Genomic DNA, 19,125 nt, shown 5'->3' with positions numbered 1-19,125 from the left:
CTCCACAGCTTGGGTTCAACAGTATTGCTGTCGCACCAACGATGTGAAACGGCCAGGAGCTGCCCATGACCACGAACCTGCGACTGCCCGGACGACCCGAAGAGATCACCCTCCCCGCCCTGCTGGCCCGCAACGCCGCCGAGCACGGGGAACTCCCCGCCCTCTCGTGGCGCGCCGGCCCCGGCTCCGCCGACTGGGCGACCCTCACCTGGAGCGAGGTCCGCCGCAAGGTGGCCGTCCTCGCCTCCGGCTACGCCGCCCTCGGTGTCGAGCGCGGCGAGCACGTCCTGATGATGATGGGCAACCGCCCCGAGCACTGGCTCAGCGACCTCGCCCTCGTCCACCTCGGCGCCGTGCCCGTCACCGTGTACGGGACCTCCGCGCCCGAGCAGATCGCCCACATCGCCCGCCACAGCCGGGCCAGGGTCGCCGTCGTCGAGGGCGCCCGCGAACTCCTGCGGTGGGAGCCGCTGCTGGCCGACCCGAGCGTGCCCCTGGAACGCCTCGTCGTGGCCGAGGCCGCCGACGCCGGCGGGCACTCCACGTACGGCTCCCTGCACGCGAGCGGAGCCCGGATCCACCGCTCCGACGCCTTCGAGAAGGCCTGGCAGGAGACGCGCCCCGAGGACCCGCTGACCGTCGTCTACACCTCCGGCACCACCGGCGACCCCAAGGGCGTGCGGCTGACCCACCGCAACCTCATGCTCCAGGCGATCCGCCTCGACCGGCACGTCGACCTGCCCGAGCACGCCGAGCACCTCTGCTACCTGCCCTTCGCGCACATCGCCGAGCGGGTCCTCGGCATCTACCTGCCCCTGCTGCGGGCCGCGCACGTACGGCTGTGCGCCGACCCGACCGCCGTGGCGGGGGCGGTCCGGGAACTGCACCCGGTGCAGTTCTTCGGCGTGCCCCGGGTGTGGGAGAAGCTCGCCGCCTCGGTCCGTGCGGTCCTCGCGCAGCTCCCCGAGGCGCAGCGCGGGGCGATCGAGGCCGCGAACGACCTGGCCCGCGCCCGGGCCGGCCACCAGGAGCGCGGTGAGGAGGTGCCGGCCGCGCTCGAAGCCTCGTACGCCGGGGCGAAGGAACAGGTGCTGGATCCGCTGCTGCGCCTGGCCGGCCTGGACCGGCTGGTCTGGACGGCCAGCGCGACCGCGCCGATGCCGATCGACGTGGTCCGTTTCTGGGCCGGCTGGGGCGTCACGATCATGGACGCCTGGGGGCTCACCGAGACGGCCGGCGTGTGCACGGTCAACAGTCCGGACGGCTTCCGGCTCGGCTCGGTGGGCCGCCCGATCGAGGGGCTGGAGCTGAGGCTCGCCGAGGACGGGGAGATCCTCACCCGCGGTGCGACCGTCTTCGGCGGCTATCTGCGGCCGGACGGCACGGTGGAGAGCGCCTCCGACGCCGAGGGCTGGTTCCCGACCGGGGACGTGGGCCGCCTCGACGAGGACGGGTTCCTCTGGCTGACCGACCGCAAGAAGGAACTGATCATCACCTCGAACGGCAAGAACGTCTCGCCGGCGCTGGTGGAGAACACGGTCAAGGAGCACCCGCTGATCGGCCAGGCCCTCGTCCACGGCGACGGCCGGTCCTACCTCGTCGCCCTGCTGGTCCTGGACCCCGAACTGGCCCCGGTCTGGGCCGCCGCCCGGGGCATCGAGGCCGCCACACCGGCCGAGCTCGCCGCGCACCCGGCTGTCCGCGAGGAGATCGCCCGCGCGGTCGGGGCGGCCAACGCCCGGCTCAACCGGACCGAGCAGATCAAGCGGTACCGGCTGCTGACCGAGGAGTGGGGCCCCGACACCGGGGAGCTCACCCCCTCGCTCAAGCTCCGCCGCCGCGTGATCCGCGACAAGTACGGCGCACTGATCGACGGACTGTACGAGGAACCGTACGAGCCGTCCCGGCACTCCGAGCAGTCGGCCGGTGATCCGCGGCCGTGAGCCGACGGCCCCGGCCGGCGGGCGGTCCCGCCCGACGGCCGGGGAACCCCGGTTCTCCGTCCGCCCCGCATGCCTCGCGTGAGTCCGGGCAGCCGCACGGTGAGCTTCTGCTCCGCTCCCGGGGCGGCCACGAGGGCCGGCCCTTGCCGAGAGGTGCCCCCGATGGCCGACGAGTCCGATGTGAGTGCTGGCGAGCGGCGGAAGCTGCGGCCCCCGGAGACGGTGGAGCCGCTCCTGGACCTGGAACTGCGCATGCTGGTCAACCTGGTGAACAAGGACGAGGAGAACCGGTCGCACTTCGGCGTGGCGCTGAACATTCCCGGTGGGGCGATCTTCGGACAGGTGATCAGCCGTACCGCGTACGCGCAGGAGTGGGAAGCCTCGCTGCGCGATCTCCCCGGTGCCGGAGCGGAGTCACTCGCCAGTCTGCCGAGGCTGATCAACGAGGTCGTCGAGGAGCGGCGGGAGGAGTTCGAGCCGAACCCGCTGCCGCGGTGGGTGCACCTGCGGGACGCCACCTTCCTGACGGGTGCGCCGAACCAGACGATGCACTACGGCCTGTGGCGCGGCCGCCTCGCCGATGTCGTCGGCTGGTCGCTGTCCATTCCGTCCTGAGGCGGCCCGGCGGGAGGACCGGGCCGCCTGCGAGGGCGGGCCGGGTCAGCGGCCGATCAGCGGGTAGTGGTCGGAGAGGTTGGTGTAGGTGTAGGAGGTGCCCCAGCTGGAGACCGTCCAGGGCGCCGACTGCTCCTTGACCACGTTGTTCTCCCAGCCCGCGGGACGGGCGTTGCCCTTGCGGTGGAGGACGTAGTCCAGGTCCTCGCGCGGGTCGGTCGGGTAGCGGTAGTTCGCTATCGAGTTCAGCGCGGTGTCGAAGGAGTACGGGTGGCCCGTGCGCGTGTCGGAGCCCGCCAGGTCGGCGTTGGCGAGCAGGGCGGCGTACTCGGGCGTGCGCGAGTCGACGTTCAGGTCGCCCGCCACGATGACCTGCTCGTTCGCCGGGATGTTCTTCCCGTCCAGGAAGGCGTCGATCGCGCGGAACTGGCGGGCGCGCACGTCCGCAGCCTCGCCCGCGCCGCAGCCCGGGTCGGTGGACTGGGCGTGCGTGCCGACCACGTGCACCTTCGCGCCGTTCACGTTCAGCACCACGTAGGCGAAGCCCTTGTTGGACCACCAGTCGGCGCCGCAGGCGTCCTTGAAGACCACCTGCTCCTTGCGGACGATCGGCCACTTGCTCAGGACCGTGACGCCGCCGTCCTCCGGGGTGGTGGTGGAGTACGCGCCGCCCGTCGCGTCCCAGCCGCTCTTGCTGCGGCCGACGACCGGGGTCTGGTACGGGTACTGCGCGGCCGAGTTGGCCTTCAGCGCGTCCGACGCGCCGTTGTCGAAGGCCTCCTGGAGCACCACCACGTCGTGGCCCTGGTAGAAGGAGGCCTTGGGGATCTCCGCGGCCCGGTGGTCCTGGCCCCAGTTCGGGTAGAGGCTCTTGCTCATCAGGAACACGTTGTACGACAGGACGCTGAGCCGCGGGGCGGCGGCGCCCTCCGCGGCCGTGGCGGCGGGCGCGGAGGTGGCGGCCAGGGCGCCGGCGGCGACCGCCGCTACGGCCGCGGAGGCGGCACGGTGGCGACGGGGGGAGTTCTGCGGCATGGGGGACTCCATCATTCCTGCGGGAAGATCGGCTCCGTCATCCAAGCAGCCACGGTTACCTCTGGGTAACACCCGTGCAGCGACTTTCTGTCCGGCTCGGGGCCATCTGGCTCTCGCATACTGGTGACATGGAAAGAACGGCAGCCCACGCTTCCGAAAGCCGCCCCGCGCGCCCCCGCACCGACCCCGAGCCGCCGCCTCCCGGCGGGGTGCTCTGGACCATCGCCGGCGACGTCCGGGCCCTGCTGATGCTGCCCGCCGCCTTCACCCTGCAGGTGGCCCACCCCGCGATCGGGGCCGGCGTCGACCAGTACTCCGTCTTCCGCACCGACCCCTGGGGCCGCGGCGAGCGCTCGCTGCGCTCGGTCCAGCTGTGGGTGTACGGCGGGGAGGAGGCCGCCGAGGAGGGCCGCCGGGTCCGCCGCCTGCACAAGGAGATCCAGGGCACCGACACCCGCGGCCGCCGCTACCACTCCCTCGACCCCGCCTGCTACTCCTGGGTGCACGCCACGGGCTTCCCCGTCTACCTGTACGCCGGGCGCTACCTGCTGCGCCGCTTCACCCCCGCCCAGGAGCGGCAGCTCTACCGGGAATGGCTGCAGGTGGGCCGCATCCTCGGCATACACGACCGGGACATGCCGCAGAGCATCGAGGAGTACTGGACGTACTGGGGCCGGATGCTCGCCGAGGAGATCGAGCCCACCAAGGTCGCCCGCGAGCTGGTCGCCACCGATGTGCCGCTGCCCCGGCCCGAGGCCGGTTCCTTCGCCGTACGCGTGCTGCTGCGGCTGACCTGGCCCGTCCTGCGGGCGGCGTTCCTGCACCTGCGGGCCTTCGTCACCGTCGGGTACATGCCGCCCGAGGCGCGGGCCGCGCTCGGGCTGGAGTGGAGCCCGGACCAGGAGCGCAGGCTCCGCCGGTTCAGCACGGCCCTGCGGCTTCTCGTACCGCTGCTGCCCGAACGGCTGCGGTACCTGCCCATCGCGCGGGCGGCGCGGGCCCGATGGCGCGCCGCCGCCCGCTGACGGGACTCAGTGCTCGTCGTGCGTGTGGATCGTGTTCGTCTCCGCGATCTTCTTCCAGGACTTCGGCTCCGCGGCGGGCTTCGCCGGGGCGGACTGCGCCGAGCGGGCCGCCGGCTTCGCGGCCGCCGGGTTCAGGGCCGAGGCCTCCGGCTTGCCCGGGGTGTAGAGCCAGGTCTCGAACAGCTGGGCCAGCGGCTTGGCCGAGACCTTCTCCGCGTAGCGCACGAAGTCCCCGACCTTGGCGTTGCCGTAGGCGCGCTCGGTCGGCCAGCCCTTGAGGATCTGGAAGAACTTCTCGTCGCCGATCTCGTTGCGCAGCGCCTGCAGGGCGACGGCGCCACGGTCGTATACGGCCCCGTGGAACTGGTTCTCCGGACCCGGGTCACCCGGCTTGACCTGCCAGAACGCATCCTCGGCGGGGCGCAGCGCGTAGGCCCAGTCGGCGAGCTCCTGCGCGGTGCCCTCGCCCTCCTTCTCCGACCACAGCCACTGGCTGTAGCGGGCGAAGCCCTCGTTGATCCAGATGTCCTTCCAGCCCTCGACGGACACGCTGTCGCCGTACCACTGGTGGGCCAGCTCGTGCACGACCACCGAGACGTTGGCGCCGTTCTGGAACTGGCGCGGACCGTAGAACGGCCGCGTCTGGGTCTCCAGCGCGTAGCCGGCGTTCACGTTCGGCACGTAACCGCCGAGCGCGTTGAAGGGGTACGGGCCGAACACCCCCTCCAGCCACTCGGTGACCTCGCCGGTGCGCTCCACGCTCGCGCGCGCCGCGCCCGCGTTGTCGCCGAGGTCCTTGCTGTAGGCGTTGACGATCGGCAGCCCGCTCGCCGTCTTGTCGGTGGTGATGTCGAACTTGCCGACGGCGAGGGTGGCGAGGTAGGTCGCCTGCGGCTTGTTGGAGCGCCAGTTGTACCGGGTCCAGCCGAGCCGCGAGGTCTGCGACTGGAGCACGCCGTTGCTGATCGCCTGGGTGCCGTCGGGGACGTTGACGGAGACGTCGAAGGTGGCCTTGTCCAGCGGGTGGTCGTTGCTGGGGAACCACCAGACCGCCGAGTCGGGCTCCTGCGCCGCCACACCGCCGTCGGGCGTGCGCTGCCAGGCCGTCCAGCCGTCCACCTTGAACTCGGAGGGCTTCCCGGCGTACTTGACGACGACGGTCAGCGGGGTGTTGCGCGCCAGCGGCTTCGCCGGGGTGACCTCCAGCTCGTGGGCGCCGGACGTGGCGAACTTCGCCTTGGCGCCGTTGACGCGGATCTCGCTGACCTGAAGGCCGAAGTCGAGGTTGAAGCGGGACAGGTCCTGCTTGGCGGTGGCGAGGAGGGTGGCGGTGCCTTCGAGCAGGTCCGTCTTCGGCTGGTACTGCAGGCGCAGGTCGTAGTGGGACACGTCGTATCCGCCGTTGCCGCTGGCCGGGTAGTAGGGGTCGCCGATACCCGGGGCACCCGGACCGGCACTCGCCGCCGACGCCGGGATCACCAGCAGCAGGGAAGCGGCGAGCACGCTCGGGGCGATGACTTTGCGGTGCACGAATGACTCCAAGTGATAGGGGAGGCAGGTCGGTTCCAGGTCTTGTCGCTCGACCGTATTCACCCGTGATCGCTCACGTCATGTCCATGGCCCCTGCTGTCACACGATCGCCATTCGGCCGTCACGGTATGGCGCAGGGCCAGGGGCGCACGCCGGGGGCGCCGCGCGCCGCGTGCACCCCGCCGGCGGCCCGGCGCCACCCGGCCGGGGCCCGTGACCTGCGGCGCAGCCGCCGGCTCCCGGCCCCGACGGCGCCCGCGGGGCCCATGCCGAAGAGGCGGGGAGCGGCTCTGCGACGGGCCGCGTCCCGGGCTGCGGATCGGCCGAATCGGGCCTGAGGAACCGGGGGAAGCCCTGGCCCTCCCCGGCCGCCGTACCGGCGGCTCAGTCGTCGAGCAGGCGCCAGGCGGTGAGGGCGAGTGCGGCCCGCCGCAGGCCCGTGGGCTCGGTGAAGTCGATGCCCAGGGCCTTCCCGATCTGGTCGATCCTGCGGGCGACGCTGCTGTGGTGCAGGTGGAGGAGGTCGGCGGCCCGGCGCAGGGAGCCGGTGGCGCAGTAGGCGTCCAGCGTCGCCAGGTCCTCCGGGTGGGCGGCCACGCGGGCGACCGCGGCCACGTCCCCGTTCTCGCGCGCGGCGCCCCGGGGTATGTCGGCCAGCAGCGCCAGCGCACCCAGGTCGTCGTGGCGGACGACGGGTTCGCGCGGGGTGGCGAACCGCAGGGCGGTGCGGGCCTGCCGCCAGGAGCGGTCGGGGCTCCCGGCGCCGCCGATGCCCGCGCGTACGTCCGCCGGAAAGCGGGCCGTGTCGACGGCGGTGGCCAGGATGACGCCCACGTCGGCGACCGATGCCGCCTTCACCGGCCGGGCCGGGCACACCAGGGCGCCGATCCGGTCGAGCGGCAGCCGCGACCGTACGGCGACGGCGCGGACGGGCAGACCGGCGGCGAAACCCAGCAGCCGCAACGCCCGGGCCCGGGCCGCCTCGTCGCCGTCGGAGCTGATCGCCAGTTCGACGAGCGCGGGGTCGGCCATGGTGGTGGGGGCGGGGCCGTACCGTTCGACGACCGCCGCGGCGGCGAGGGCGAGCCGGTCCAGGAGCACGTCGTCGAGCGGGTTCGGCGGGCCGGGGCGCTCCAGCCACACCGTGCCGATCTCCTCCTCGTCCAGGGTGATCGGCGCCGTGGAGGACGCGGCGGGCGGCGGGGCGGACACCTGTCCGCCGTCGGGCGCGACCCGGACCACCCGCCCCGCGCCGTGGAGCCGGAACCCCGCCACGCATTCGGCCAGACCCGCCGAAGCCCGGGCGAGCGCCGGGAGGTCCACGCGCCGGCGCATCAGCGTGTCGTAGAACGCGACGACGCGGATCGCGCCCTCGGCGTACGAATCGAGTCCCGACAGCCGTACGGCCAGTGCCTCCATGGCGCAAGGATAGGCACCGGCCCGTGCGCCGATCGGCGCGCGATCGGGGCGCGGTGCGCGACGGACGGCGGACGACCCGGCCGGGCGTGGGCCGCGAGGATGGGCGTCATGGATCCCGAACTCGAAGCATTCATCCCGTTGCTGGCTCCGCTCGACCTGAGCGACCCGGTCGCCGCACGCAAGAACTTCGCCGAGCGCGCCGCGGCGGCGCCGGCTCCGGACACCTCGAACATGGAGGTCGAGGACCGCACGGTGTCCGCCGACCCGGACGTGCCGGTGCGGATCTACCGCCCGTCCCAGGCGCAAGGAGCCGTCGTCTGGCTGCACGGCGGCGGCGGGGTCTTCGGCGACCTGGACACCGAGCATCCCTGGGCCGCCCGGATCGCGGACCTCTCCGGGGCGGTGGTGATCTCGGTGGGCTACCGCCTGGCGCCCGAGAACCCGTTCCCCGCCGCCCTGGACGACGCCTACGCCGTGCTGAACTGGACGGCCGGGCACGCGGACGAACTCGGCATCGACCCGGCGCGGATCGCGGTCGGCGGACACAGCGCCGGCGCGAACCTCGCCGCCGCCACCGCGCTGCGGGCACGGGACGAACAGGGGCCCGCGATCCGCTTCCAACTGCTCAATCAGGCGGGACTGGACGACCGTCAGGAGACTTGGTCGGCACGGAACTTCACCGACACGCCCTGGTTCAACCACGGCCAGATCGCCGCGGCCTGGCGGCACTACCTGGGCTCCCGGCCCGCGACCCCGTACGCCGCCCCGGCGCGGGCCGCCGACCTGTCCGGGCTGCCCCCCGCCTACATCGCCGCCGCGGAGTTCGACCCGAACCGCGACGAGGACATCGACTACGCGCGGCGCCTGCTGCAGGCGGGCGTGTCCGTCGAACTGCACCAGTGGCCCGGCACCTTCCACGGGTCCCAGGCGATCCTGTCCGCCGAGATCTCGCAGCGCCAGAACGCCGAACTCGCCGCAGCCCTGCGCCGCGCCCTCGCCGCATGAGCCGCGGACATCGACTCACCGATCGTGAAAGGACGGACGTGGTGAAGATCCGACTGGCGGTATGCGCAAGCGTGGCCGCGCTGGGTGTCTGTGCGGGCACGGCGGGGGCAGCTCCCGCGCCCCACGCGACGAGGGCCGTCCCGGCCGCCGGCACGAGCCCGTCGACCGCTTCCGGTCCCGCGGAGCTGAAGTCCGCCCTGGACGGTGTCCACCGCGCGGGAATCCCGGGGGTGTTCGCCGAGGTGCGCGATGCCGGCCGGGTATGGCGCGGGGCCTCCGGGGTCGCCGATGTCAGCACCGGCCGCCCCGTCAGGCCCGACATGCGCCAGCGCGTCGGCAGCATCACCAAGACCTTCACCGCCGCCGCGGTCATGCAGCAGGTGGAACAGGGCCGCATCCGGCTCGACGCGCCGATCGGCGACCATCTGCCGCAGCTGGTACCGGGGGAACGGGGCAGGAAGATCACGGTCCGGATGCTGCTCAACAACACCAGCGGCCTTCCCGACTACATCCGCCACGCGTTCCCTTCGCTGCAAGACATGTCGCCCAAGAGCCTGGACGACAACCGGTTCAGGCGGTTCCGCCCGGCCGAGCTGATCGGGATGGGAGTTGCCGCGCCCCCCGCGAGCGAGCCCGGAGCCACTCCGGGGGTCTACTCCAACACCAACTACCTGCTCCTCGGCCAGCTCCTGGAGCAGGTGACCGGTATCCCGGCCGAGGAGTACATCACCCGGAACGTCATCGAGCGCGCCGGGCTGCGGCACACCGGGTTTCCGGCCGGGCCGCGCATCGAGGGACCGCACTCGCGGATGTACGAGGCCCTGTGGGGCCTGATCGACCCGCCGCGCGACTACAGCGTCTACGACATGTCCTGGACGGGTACGGGGGCGGCCCTCGTGTCGACCATGGAGGACCTCAACCGCTTCTACGCCGAGCTGCTCGACGGGAAGATCGTCAGCCGGTCGTCGCTGGCACAGATGCAGCGCACGGTCCCGGTCATCGCCCTGGACGGATCGACGATCCAATACGGCCTCGGTCTGCACAAGGTCGTCATCGAGGGGTGCGGCACCTTCTGGGGCCACGACGGCACGGTCTGGGGGGCCGGAACGGTGTCCCTGACCCGGGAGGACGGCGAGCGCCAGATGTCCGTCGCGGTCAACCTCCAGAGGTGGAACGAGCCGGACTCCTCGGGCAACCCGCAGCACCACCCCATCGACGACGCGCTGGAAGCCCTGTACGGACGGGCGATGTGCGGTGACGCGGACGCCCGGGCCCGGCCGGCCGGGGGCGCGGGGGAGGTGTCCACGTGGTGAGACGCGCACCACGGGCCGTGACCCTACCCCACGTACCAAACAGTCGGTAGCCTGCGGCGCATGACGTTTCCCCTGCTCGCCGCCCGTCGCTGCTGGCACGCCGCGATCAACCCGCTGCACGCCACCGTCTACTTCTCGCCGGAGATCGCCAAGGAATTCGCCGGCCTCGGGATCACCGATCCCGTCGCCGTCAACCTCGCCCACCGTTCGGCCGCGATGGGCGCCGTCGGGGCCGGCGTGGTCACCGCCACCTTCTACAACTACCGCCACGACCTCGTCGCGCGGCACCTGCCGGCCGTCTGGGACACCACCACTCCCGAGGAGGCCCTCGCCGCCCGGCTGCGGGCCGCCGACGGCTCCCTGCGCCGGCTCCTCGGCGCCGAGACCATAGCCTCGCCCGAGCTCGCCGAGGCCGCCGACCTGGCGATGCGCGCCACCGAGGGCTGCACCCGGCACGCCCGCACCCTGTACGCGGCCCACGCCGACCTCCCCGTACCGGAGGAGCCGCACCTGCGCCTGTGGCACGCCACGACCCTGCTGCGCGAGCACCGCGGCGACGGCCACCTCGCCGCCCTGCTCCTGGCGGGCCTCGACCCGGTCGAGGCACTGGTCAGCCACACCGCCACCGGCAAGGGCATGAACCCGAAGTGGCTCAAGGTCCAGCGCGGCTGGGTGCAGGCCGACCTGGACGCCGCGACCGCCCGGCTGCGCGAGCGCGGCGTGCTCGACGCCGCGGGCGAGCTGACCGAGACGGGCGCGGCCCTGCGCGAACAGCTGGAGAGCGACACCGACCGCCTCGACGCCGGCCCCTACCAGCACCTCGGCGAGGCCGGCCTGGCCCGCCTCACCGAGCTCGGCGGCGCCCTCGTGGTCAAGGCCGTGACCGCCGGGGCCTTCCCCGCGGACCTGATGGGCAAGGGCTGACGGACAGGGCTCCCGCCGTCCGTCACCGCCACCTGCCACAATTGGCAGCCTTCCAGTGCAAACGAAGGCAGGCGGGACCCGATCGTGACGATGTCCATCGAAGGCAGGATCGCCGAGGAGCTCGGCGTACGGGAGCGGCAGGTGAAGGCCGCCGTCGAGCTGCTCGACGGCGGCTCCACCGTGCCGTTCATCGCGCGCTACCGCAAGGAAGCGACCGAGATGCTCGACGACGCCCAGCTGCGCACCCTCGAGGAGCGGCTGCGGTATCTGCGCGAGCTCGAGGACCGGCGCGCGGCGATCCTGGACTCCGTACGGGAGCAGGGCAAGCTCGACGCCGAGCTGGAGGCCCGGATCAACGCGGCCGACACCAAGGCCCGGCTGGAGGACATCTACCTCCCCTTCAAGCCCAAGCGGCGCACCAAGGCGCAGATCGCCCGCGAGGCCGGGCTGCAGCCGCTCGCGGACGGCCTGCTGGCCGACCCGTCGGTGGAACCGGCCGCCGCGGCCGCCGCGTTCGTCGACGCGGACAAGGGCGTCGCCGACCCGGCAGCCGCCCTCGAAGGCGCCCGCGCCATCCTCACCGAGCGGTTCGGCGAGGACGCCGACCTGATCGGCGAACTGCGCGAGCGCATGTGGGGCCGCGGCCGGCTCGCCGCGAAGGTCCGCGAGGGCAAGGAGGAGGCGGGTGCGAAGTTCGCCGACTACTTCGACTTCGCCGAGCCGTTCACCGCGCTGCCCTCGCACCGCGTCCTCGCCATGCTGCGCGGCGAGAAGGAGGACGTCCTCGACCTCAGCCTGGAGCCGGAAGAGCCTTCGGAGGTTCCCGGGCCGTCCACGTACGAGGGCATGATCGCCCGCCGCTTCGGGGTGGCCGACCGCGGCAGGCCGGGCGACAAGTGGCTGGCCGACACGGTCCGCTGGGCCTGGCGTACGAAGATCCAGGTGCACCTCGGCATCGACCTGCGGATGCGGCTGCGCCAGGCCGCCGAGGACGAGGCCGTACGGGTCTTCGCGTCGAACCTGCGCGACCTGCTGCTCGCGGCGCCCGCCGGCACCCGGGCCACGCTCGGTCTGGACCCGGGCTTCCGCACCGGCGTGAAGGTCGCCGTCGTGGACGCCACCGGCAAGGTCGTGGCCACGGACGTGATCTACCCGCACGTGCCCGCCAACAAGTGGGACGAGTCCCTCGCCAAGCTGGCCCGCCTCGCGAAGGAGCACGCGGTCGAGCTGGTCGCCATCGGCAACGGCACGGCCTCCCGTGAGACGGACAAGCTCGCCGGGGACCTCATCACGCGCCACCCCGAGCTGGGGCTCACCAAGGTGATGGTCTCGGAGGCGGGCGCCTCCGTGTACTCGGCCTCGGCCTTCGCCTCGCAGGAACTGCCCGGCATGGACGTGTCGCTGCGCGGCGCCGTCTCCATCGCCCGCCGCCTGCAGGACCCGCTCGCCGAGCTGGTCAAGATCGACCCGAAGTCGATCGGCGTCGGCCAGTACCAGCACGACCTGTCCGAGGTGAAGCTCTCGCGCTCGCTCGACGCGGTGGTCGAGGACTGCGTGAACGGGGTCGGCGTGGACGTCAACACCGCCTCCGCGCCCCTGCTTTCGCGCGTGTCGGGCATCAGCGGCGGCCTCGCCGAGAACATCGTGGCCCACCGCGATGCCAACGGCCCCTTCCGCAACCGCAAGGGGCTCAAGGACGTGGCCCGACTCGGCCCGAAGGCGTACGAGCAGTGCGCGGGCTTCCTGCGGATCCGCGGCGGGGACGACCCGCTGGACTCCTCCGCCGTGCACCCCGAGGCGTATCCGGTGGTCCGTGCGATGGGGAAGACGGCCGGCGGCGAGGTCGCGGCCCTGGTCGGCAACACCTCCGTCCTGCGGTCCCTGCGCCCCGAGCAGTTCGTCACCGAGGCCTTCGGACTGCCGACCGTCACCGACATCCTGCGCGAGCTGGAGAAGCCGGGCCGCGACCCGCGTCCCGCCTTCAAGACGGCCACCTTCAAGGAGGGCGTCGAGAAGATCGGCGACCTGGCCCCCGGGATGATCCTGGAGGGCGTGGTCACCAATGTGGCCGCCTTCGGCGCCTTCATCGACATCGGCGTCCACCAGGACGGCCTGGCGCACGTCTCGGCGCTGTCGAAGAACTTCGTCAAGGACCCGCGGGACGTGGTCAAGCCGGGCGACATCGTCCGCGTGAAGGTCATGGACGTGGACATCCCGCGCAAGCGGATCTCGCTGACCCTGCGCCTGGAGGACGAGGCCGGGGCCGAGCGCGGCGCGGGCGCCCCCAGGCAGCGCGAGGACCGGCGGGGCGGCGGCTCCGGCGGCGGCCGTCCCCCGCAGCAGCGTGGCGGGGGCGGCGGTGCCCGCGAGGGCGGCCGGAACCAGGGCGAGCGCGGCCCGGGCGGCGGCCAGCGTCAGGGGCAGGGCCAGGGCGGCCAGGGCCAGGGCGGCCAGGGCCGGCGCCAAGGCGGCGGTGCCCCCGCCCCCGCGAACAGCGCGATGGCGGACGCGCTGCGCCGCGCGGGCCTCACGGCTCCCGAGGAGCGCCGCAAGCGGTAGGCATCGTCAAGGGCGGCTTGCAGCCACCCGGCGCGTTAGGGCCTTCGTGCGCAGTGGCCGAATAGGGTCCCCACCTGGGGACTTGCCTTGCCAACTCGCGTACAAGATCTGTAGGCATGGTGGAACGCCCGTTCGTCATCCGGCGGACGGGCTTCCGTGTCCCCCCTCAGGACCCGTATTCCCCGAGGCCGCCTTGAAGGCACAGGACGTCATGCCCATGCCCATACACGCCTACCGACGCTGCCCCGGAAAGGGTCCGAAGAGGGATCACATGCCCCACCGGCAACTCAGCATTCGTAAAAGGTGCGAGACCATTCTCGGCCATCTGGATCTGACCCACCCGTTCTCCCTCGACGCGCTGTGCAACCGGATCGCCGAGCAGCGCGGCCGCCCCATCCGCCTCCACCCGCTCCCCAAGGAGGCGGCGGAGTCCGGAGTGTGCGGACTGTGGGTGGGCACGGCCAGCGTCGACTACGTCTTCTACGAGGCGCAGACCACCCCGCTGCACCGGGAGCACATCGTCCTCCACGAGCTCGGCCACATCCTCTTCGGACACCACTCGCTGGAGGGCGAGGAGACCGACGGCAACGCCCCCACCGTGCTCGGGCGCACCAACTACACCACCCGCCAGGAGCAGGAGGCGGAGATGCTCGCGAGCATGATCCGCATCCGCACGGCGAACGCCGGCCCGCGCCCGGCGCACCGGGACCGGGGCACCCTGGCCCGGCTGGAGTCGGCCATGGGCTACGAGTGGGGCAACGATGGCAGCTGACCTCACCGCATTCGGCAACTGGCTCGCCGTCCCCAGCGTGGTGTGCCTGTGGGCCGCCGTCCTGCTCCGCGCCCCCGGGGCCCTGCGCTCGCCCCAGCAGCGCGGCCTGTGGCTGGCCGTCGCCACCGCCGCCGCCGCGATGACCCTGAACCTCCCGGACGTGGTCGCCTACGCGATGGACCGCGGCGCCGGCTACGCCCACACCATCGGCCTCGTCCGCAACCTCATCGGTGTGCTGTCGGCGGGCGCCGTGCTCTACTTCGTCGCCGCCACCACCCGCGGCCGCCGGCTCCAACTCGCCTCCTGGATCGCCACGGTGGCGTGGCTGGGCGCACTCCTGGCCCTGGACGCGGCCGCACCCGGGCACGGCACCCACACCATGCCGCCGGTCGGCGACCCGGTGCCCTCCCTCGCGTACTGGCTGGTGCTGATCTCCGCCCACGTCATCGCCAACACCGTCTGCGTGTCCCTGTGCTGGCGCTACAGCCGGCGCACCGGGAGCCGGGGCCTTGCCGCCGGACTGCGCCTGTTCGGCCTCGGTACCGCCCTCGCCGGCCTGTTCTGGCTGGCGTACCTGCTCAAGGCCCTGTTCGGCAGCACCTGGGCGATGCCCGCCCTCCCGCTGCTGATGAACCTGCACGGCCTGCTGCGCGCCGCCGCGATCCTCGTGCCCACCCTCTTCACCTTCCGCCGCACCGCCGCCGACACCGCCACCGCCTGGCGGCTGTGGCCGCTCTGGCGCGACCTGGTCGAGGCCGTCCCGCACGTGGCCCTCAACAAGCCGCGCGCCGGCCGGGTGGTGGAACTGCTGTGGCCGCCGGTCCCGCGCAACCTGCTGGTGTACCGCAAGGTCATCGAGACGCGCGACGCGATCCTGATCCTGGGGGAGTACGCGGCCCCGGGCGCCCTGGAGCGTGCCCGCGGCCAGGCCGCCGGACAGGGGGTCCCCGAACAGCGGCGCACCGCGGCCGCGCTGGCCCGCGTACTGCAGGAGGCGCGGCAGGCGAAGCTCGACGGACTGCCCGGGCAGCCGGGAGAGGCCGCCGCGCTGGAGCTGCCCGCCTCGATCCACACCTCGCAGGAGGGCGGGGACCTGGCGGACGAGGCCCGGTTCCTCGTCGACGTCGCCCAGGCGTACGCCGCGCCCGCCGGCACCACGCCCGCCCGCACGAGGAAGTGAAGCCGTCTTGACGACCGCAGGAACCACCGTACTGATCACCGGGGCGAGCGCCGGACTGGGCGCGGCCTTCGCCCGCGGCTTCGCGGCCAAGGGCTGCGACCTGGTCCTCGTCGCCCGCGACAAGGACCGGCTCGAAGCCGTCGCCGGGCAACTGGGCCGCGAGTACGGCACCGTGTGCGAGGTGCTGCCCGCAGACCTGCTCGACCCGGGGGACTGCGCGGCGGTCGCCGAGCGGCTCGCCGACCGGACCAGGCCCGTGGACATGCTGGTCAACAACGCGGGCTTCGGACTGCCCGCGCCCTTCCCGCACAGCCCGGTCGAGGACGAGGAGCGGATGCTCGACCTGCTCGTGAAGGTTCCGCTGCGGCTCACCCACGCCGTCCTGCCGGGCCTGCGCGAGCGCCGCCGCGGCGCGGTCCTCAACGTCTCCTCGGTGGCGGGGCTCCTGCCCACCGGCACGTACGGCGCCGCCAAGGCCTGGATCACCGCGTTCAGCGAATCGCTCCGGGTGGACATGGAGCCCTACGGGGTCCGGGTCCTGGCGGTGGTCCCCGGCTTCACCCGCACCGAGTTCCAGGAGCGCGCCGGGACGGACGTCAGCGCGCTGCGCGACGCGGTCTGGCTGGAACCGGAGGCCGTGGTCGCCCAGGCGCTCAAGGACCTGGCCCTGCGGCGCCCGGTCAGCATCACCGGCCGCCGCTACCAGGCGTACGCACTGGCGGTCCGGCACCTCCCGCGCGCCTTCGTGGCCCGGAAGATGGCCCGCAGGCGCCGCCCCCCGGCCGACCTGGACACGTGACCCCGCCCGCGGACCGGGTCCGTGAGGCACTGGGGTCCAGCCTTCCGGTCATCGAGGTCTACGCCGAACCCGCGGCCGGCACGGACGGCTTGCGGTCGGCGCGGGCTGCGCGGCTGCGAGGATTCGCGGTCCCCGCGCGCGTACGGGTCCGGGAGCGCGGGGACCCGGTCCGGTACGGGGCGGTGCCGGGCACGGCGGGGGAGCTGCCCGCCGCGTGGCTGCCGCCCGGCGACGAGGAGGCCGCCGGACGGGCGCGCCAAGCGCGCGAGCGGCGCGCCCGGGAGGCAGCCCTTACAGCTCGATGACCTTGCCGCCCGAGACCTCCAGGCGACGGGTCACGTGCACGGCTTCCAGCATGCGGCGGTCGTGGGTGACCAGGAGGAGGGTGCCCTCGTAGGCGTCGAGGGCGGACTCCAGCTGCTCGATCGCCGGGAGGTCGAGGTGGTTGGTGGGCTCGTCCAGGACCAGCAGGTTCACCCCGCGGCCCTGGAGCAGCGCCAGCGCGGCACGGGTGCGCTCGCCGGGGGAGAGGGTGGCTGCCGGGCGCAGCACGTGGGCCGCCTTGAGGCCGAACTTGGCCAGCAGGGTGCGTACTTCGGCCGGCTCCGTCTCCGGGACCGCCGCACAGAAGGCCTCCAGCAGCGGCTCGTCGCCGAGGAACAGGCCGCGGGCCTGGTCCACCTCGCCGACCAGGACGCCGGAGCCGAGGGTGGCGGAGCCCGAGTCCGGGGTCAGCCGGCCCAGCAGGACCGCGAGGAGGGTGGATTTGCCGGCGCCGTTGGCACCGGTGATCGCCACCCGGTCCGCCCAGTCGATCTGCAGGCTGGCCGGCCCGAAGGCGAAGTCGCCCCGCTTGACGGCCGCTTCGCGCAGGGTGGCCACCACCGAGCCGGAGCGCGGGGCCGCCGCGATCTCCATGCGCAGCTCCCACTCCTTGCGGGGCTCGTCCACGACGTCCAGCCGCTCGATCGCGCGCTGCGTCTGGCGGGCCTTGGCGGCCTGCTTCTCGCTGGACTCGCCGCGCAGGTTCTTGCCGATCTTGTCGTTGTCGGAGGCCTTGCGGCGGGCGTTGCGCACGCCCTTGTCCATCCAATTGCGCTGCATCTGGGCCCGGCCCTCCAGGGCCGACTTCTTGCCCGCGTACTCCTCGAACTCCTCGCGGGCGTGGTCGCGGGCGCGCTCGCGCTCCTCCAGGTACGCGTCGTAGCCGCCGCCGTAGAGGTTGATCTGCTGCTGGGCCAGGTCGAGTTCGAGGACCTTGGTGACGGTCCGCGTCAGGAACTCGCGGTCGTGGCTGATGACGACCGTGCCCGCGCGCAGGCCCTTGACGAACCGCTCCAGCCGCTCCAGACCGTCCAGGTCCAGGTCGTTGGTGGGCTCGTCGAGGAGGAAGACGTCGTAACGGGACAGCAGCAGCGAGGCGAGGCCCGCGCGGGCCGCCTGACCGCCCGAGAGCGCCGTCATGGGCAGGTCCAGGCCCACCATGAGGCCGAGCTCGGCGGCGACCTCCTCGGCCCGCTCGTCGAGATCGGCGCCGCCGAGGTCCAGCCACCGGTCCAGCGCGGTCGCGTACGCGTCGTCCGCGCCCGGCGTCCCGTCCACCAGCCCCTGCGTCGCCGCGTCGAGCTCCGCCTGCGCGGCGGCCACACCCGTACGACGGGCCAGGAAGTCCCGGACCGACTCGGACGGCCGGCGCTCCGGCTCCTGCGGGAGGTGGCCGACGGCGGCGGTCGGCGGGGAGAGCCGCAGCTCCCCGGTCTCGGGGGTGTCCAGCCCGGCGAGCAGGCGCAGCAGGGTGGACTTCCCGGCGCCGTTCACGCCGACGAGGCCGATGACGTCACCGGGGGCGACGACGAGGTCGAGATCGGCGAAGAGCGTGCGCTCACCGTGCGCGGCGGTGAGCTTCTTGGCGACGAGGGTTGCAGTCATGATGTGCCGATCCTATCCGGGCGGACGGACGTCCCCCGGATGGCTGCATAGGTGGGAAGCACGTCATTGCGGCCATCGGGGCCCGCGTCACACCATGGGGTCATGTCGTTGCGAAACGTACTCGTCGTCCTCTACGACGGGGTTCAGAGCCTGGACGTGACCGGGCCCGTGGAGGTGTTCGCCGCCGTGGCCCGCTTCCCGGGGCTGCCCGGGTACACGATCGGCACGGTGTCGCCGGGAGGTGCGCCCGTCCGTACCAGCAGCGGGCTGACGCTGGTGCCGGACGGAGACCTGGAGAGTGCCCGGCCGGGCGCCGGGACCATCCTGCTGGTGCCCGGGGGCCGGTACACGGGCGACTTCGAGCCGCGGCTCACCGACTGGCTGCGCACCTACGGGGGTGGGGCGGAGCGGCTGGTGTCCGTGTGCACGGGAGGACTGCTGCTGGCCGAGGCCGGGCTGCTCGACGGGCGGCGGGCGACGACGCACTGGTACGTGTGCGAGCAGATGGCGCGCGACTACCCGGCCGTGGCGGTGGAGCCCGACCCCATCTACGTGCGGGACGGACCGGTGGCCACCTCGGCCGGGGTCACGGCCGGGATCGACCTCGCGCTCGCGCTGGTGGAGGAGGACCACGGGAAGGACACCGCACTGGCGATCGCCCGGCATCTGGTGGTGTTCCTGCACCGGCCGGGCAACCAGGCGCAGTTCAGCGCGCAGCTGGAGGCCCAGACCGCCCGGCGGGAGCCACTGCGGGACGTACAGCAGTGGATCACCGAACACCCGGGCGGCGATCTCAGTGTCGAGGCGCTCGCCGCACGGGCCCGCCTCTCCCCGCGCCACTTCGCCCGGGCCTTCCGGACGGAGACGGGGGTGACCCCGGGGCGGTACGTGGAGCGGGTGCGGGTGGAGCACGCCCGGCGCCTGCTGGAGGAGGGCTCCTCGGGCATCGCCCAGGTCGCCCGCGCCTGCGGGTACGGCACGCCGGAGGCACTGCGCCGGGCCTTCGTGAAGACGCTGGGCCAGCCCCCGACGGAATACCGCCGCCGCTTCGGCGCACACCGGACCCCTTAGCCGTGC

The 19,125-nt window shown here is 73.2% G+C and carries 16 protein-coding genes; 12 read left to right on the top strand and 4 right to left on the bottom strand.

Annotation, left to right across the window (positions count from 1 at the left end; all coding sequences use genetic code 11):
* Positions 1-65: 65 nt before the first annotated feature.
* Positions 66-1,943, top strand: a complete 1,878-nt coding sequence (locus RIU97_RS07165) for an AMP-dependent synthetase/ligase (protein WP_404954283.1) — start codon at positions 66-68, stop codon at positions 1,941-1,943.
* 162 nt (positions 1,944-2,105) lie between these two features.
* Positions 2,106-2,558: a hypothetical protein gene (locus tag RIU97_RS07160; RefSeq protein ID WP_404954281.1), complete on the top strand. Its 453-nt coding sequence runs from the start codon at positions 2,106-2,108 to the stop codon at positions 2,556-2,558.
* Between the two features lie 45 nt (positions 2,559-2,603).
* Here the strand turns inward: RIU97_RS07160 and sph are convergent, their stop codons facing one another.
* Entirely contained in the window at positions 2,604-3,593 is a 990-nt protein-coding gene (sph, locus tag RIU97_RS07155; RefSeq protein ID WP_404954279.1) for a sphingomyelin phosphodiesterase, read from the bottom strand.
* Between the two features lie 128 nt (positions 3,594-3,721).
* Here sph and RIU97_RS07150 point away from each other — a divergent pair, with 128 nt between their 5' ends.
* A complete protein-coding gene (locus tag RIU97_RS07150) occupies positions 3,722-4,618 on the top strand; it encodes an oxygenase MpaB family protein (RefSeq protein ID WP_404954277.1) in 897 nt (298 codons plus the stop codon).
* 6 nt (positions 4,619-4,624) lie between these two features.
* On the opposite strand, the gene RIU97_RS07145 is transcribed toward RIU97_RS07150, so the two are convergent.
* Positions 4,625-6,148: a M1 family metallopeptidase gene (locus tag RIU97_RS07145; RefSeq protein ID WP_404954275.1), complete on the bottom strand. Its 1,524-nt coding sequence runs from the start codon at positions 6,146-6,148 to the stop codon at positions 4,625-4,627.
* A 384-nt stretch (positions 6,149-6,532) separates the two neighbouring features.
* Positions 6,533-7,567, bottom strand: a complete 1,035-nt coding sequence (locus RIU97_RS07140; protein ID WP_404954273.1) for a PucR family transcriptional regulator — start codon at positions 7,565-7,567, stop codon at positions 6,533-6,535.
* Positions 7,568-7,675: 108 nt separating this feature from the next.
* Here RIU97_RS07140 and RIU97_RS07135 point away from each other — a divergent pair, with 108 nt between their 5' ends.
* From RIU97_RS07135 to RIU97_RS07100, 8 genes are all read left to right on the top strand, one after another.
* Positions 7,676-8,572 (top strand): alpha/beta hydrolase, encoded by an 897-nt coding sequence (locus RIU97_RS07135; RefSeq protein ID WP_404954271.1) that lies wholly within the window; start codon positions 7,676-7,678, stop codon positions 8,570-8,572.
* A 47-nt stretch (positions 8,573-8,619) separates the two neighbouring features.
* A complete protein-coding gene (locus RIU97_RS07130) occupies positions 8,620-9,885 on the top strand; it encodes a serine hydrolase domain-containing protein (protein ID WP_404962780.1) in 1,266 nt (421 codons plus the stop codon).
* A gap of 60 nt (positions 9,886-9,945) precedes the next feature.
* A complete protein-coding gene (locus RIU97_RS07125; protein ID WP_404954269.1) occupies positions 9,946-10,809 on the top strand; it encodes an SCO6745 family protein in 864 nt (287 codons plus the stop codon).
* Between the two features lie 84 nt (positions 10,810-10,893).
* Entirely contained in the window at positions 10,894-13,368 is a 2,475-nt protein-coding gene (locus RIU97_RS07120; RefSeq protein WP_404954267.1) for a Tex family protein, read from the top strand.
* Between the two features lie 271 nt (positions 13,369-13,639).
* Positions 13,640-14,140, top strand: coding sequence for a hypothetical protein (locus RIU97_RS07115; RefSeq protein ID WP_404954265.1), 501 nt, complete (start codon positions 13,640-13,642; stop codon positions 14,138-14,140).
* Positions 14,130-15,320 carry an MAB_1171c family putative transporter gene (locus tag RIU97_RS07110; RefSeq protein WP_404954263.1) on the top strand — a complete coding sequence of 397 codons (1,191 nt, stop codon included), beginning with the start codon at positions 14,130-14,132 and terminating at the stop codon, positions 15,318-15,320. Before RIU97_RS07115 ends, RIU97_RS07110 begins: the two co-directional genes overlap by 11 nt.
* 7 nt (positions 15,321-15,327) lie before the next feature.
* Complete coding sequence (locus RIU97_RS07105; protein ID WP_404954261.1) at positions 15,328-16,119, top strand: SDR family NAD(P)-dependent oxidoreductase; 792 nt, start codon at positions 15,328-15,330, stop codon at positions 16,117-16,119.
* Complete coding sequence (locus tag RIU97_RS07100) at positions 16,116-16,424, top strand: hypothetical protein (protein ID WP_404954259.1); 309 nt, start codon at positions 16,116-16,118, stop codon at positions 16,422-16,424. Before RIU97_RS07105 ends, RIU97_RS07100 begins: the two co-directional genes overlap by 4 nt.
* Here the strand turns inward: RIU97_RS07100 and RIU97_RS07095 are convergent.
* On the bottom strand, positions 16,411-18,048 hold the full coding sequence (locus RIU97_RS07095) for an ABC-F family ATP-binding cassette domain-containing protein (RefSeq protein ID WP_404954257.1): 1,638 nt from the start codon (positions 18,046-18,048) through the stop codon (positions 16,411-16,413). The two genes, RIU97_RS07100 and RIU97_RS07095, sit on opposite strands and share 14 nt — an antisense overlap.
* A 102-nt stretch (positions 18,049-18,150) precedes the next feature.
* Between RIU97_RS07095 and RIU97_RS07090 the strand changes: the two genes are divergently transcribed.
* Positions 18,151-19,119, top strand: a complete 969-nt coding sequence (locus tag RIU97_RS07090) for a GlxA family transcriptional regulator (protein ID WP_404954255.1) — start codon at positions 18,151-18,153, stop codon at positions 19,117-19,119.
* The last annotated feature ends 6 nt before the right edge of the window (positions 19,120-19,125 follow it).

It is taken from the genome of Streptomyces sp. 147326 (genome assembly GCF_045000215.1).
In the GTDB taxonomy this organism is placed as follows: domain Bacteria; phylum Actinomycetota; class Actinomycetes; order Streptomycetales; family Streptomycetaceae; genus Streptomyces.
Note: the sequence above shows the minus strand (reverse complement) of the source record. Positions and strands in the feature narration are given on the sequence as shown.

Coding starts and splice junctions, on each gene's coding strand:
- RIU97_RS07095 (WP_404954257.1), bottom strand. CDS start 18,048: ATGACTGCAACCCTCGTCGCCAAGAAGCTCACCGCCGCGCACGGTGAG.
- RIU97_RS07135 (WP_404954271.1), top strand. CDS start 7,676: ATGGATCCCGAACTCGAAGCATTCATCCCGTTGCTGGCTCCGCTCGAC.
- RIU97_RS07110 (WP_404954263.1), top strand. CDS start 14,130: ATGGCAGCTGACCTCACCGCATTCGGCAACTGGCTCGCCGTCCCCAGC.
- RIU97_RS07090 (WP_404954255.1), top strand. CDS start 18,151: ATGTCGTTGCGAAACGTACTCGTCGTCCTCTACGACGGGGTTCAGAGC.
- RIU97_RS07140 (WP_404954273.1), bottom strand. CDS start 7,567: ATGGAGGCACTGGCCGTACGGCTGTCGGGACTCGATTCGTACGCCGAG.
- RIU97_RS07150 (WP_404954277.1), top strand. CDS start 3,722: ATGGAAAGAACGGCAGCCCACGCTTCCGAAAGCCGCCCCGCGCGCCCC.
- RIU97_RS07115 (WP_404954265.1), top strand. CDS start 13,640: ATGCCCCACCGGCAACTCAGCATTCGTAAAAGGTGCGAGACCATTCTC.
- RIU97_RS07125 (WP_404954269.1), top strand. CDS start 9,946: ATGACGTTTCCCCTGCTCGCCGCCCGTCGCTGCTGGCACGCCGCGATC.
- RIU97_RS07160 (WP_404954281.1), top strand. CDS start 2,106: ATGGCCGACGAGTCCGATGTGAGTGCTGGCGAGCGGCGGAAGCTGCGG.
- RIU97_RS07165 (WP_404954283.1), top strand. CDS start 66: ATGACCACGAACCTGCGACTGCCCGGACGACCCGAAGAGATCACCCTC.
- sph (WP_404954279.1), bottom strand. CDS start 3,593: ATGCCGCAGAACTCCCCCCGTCGCCACCGTGCCGCCTCCGCGGCCGTA.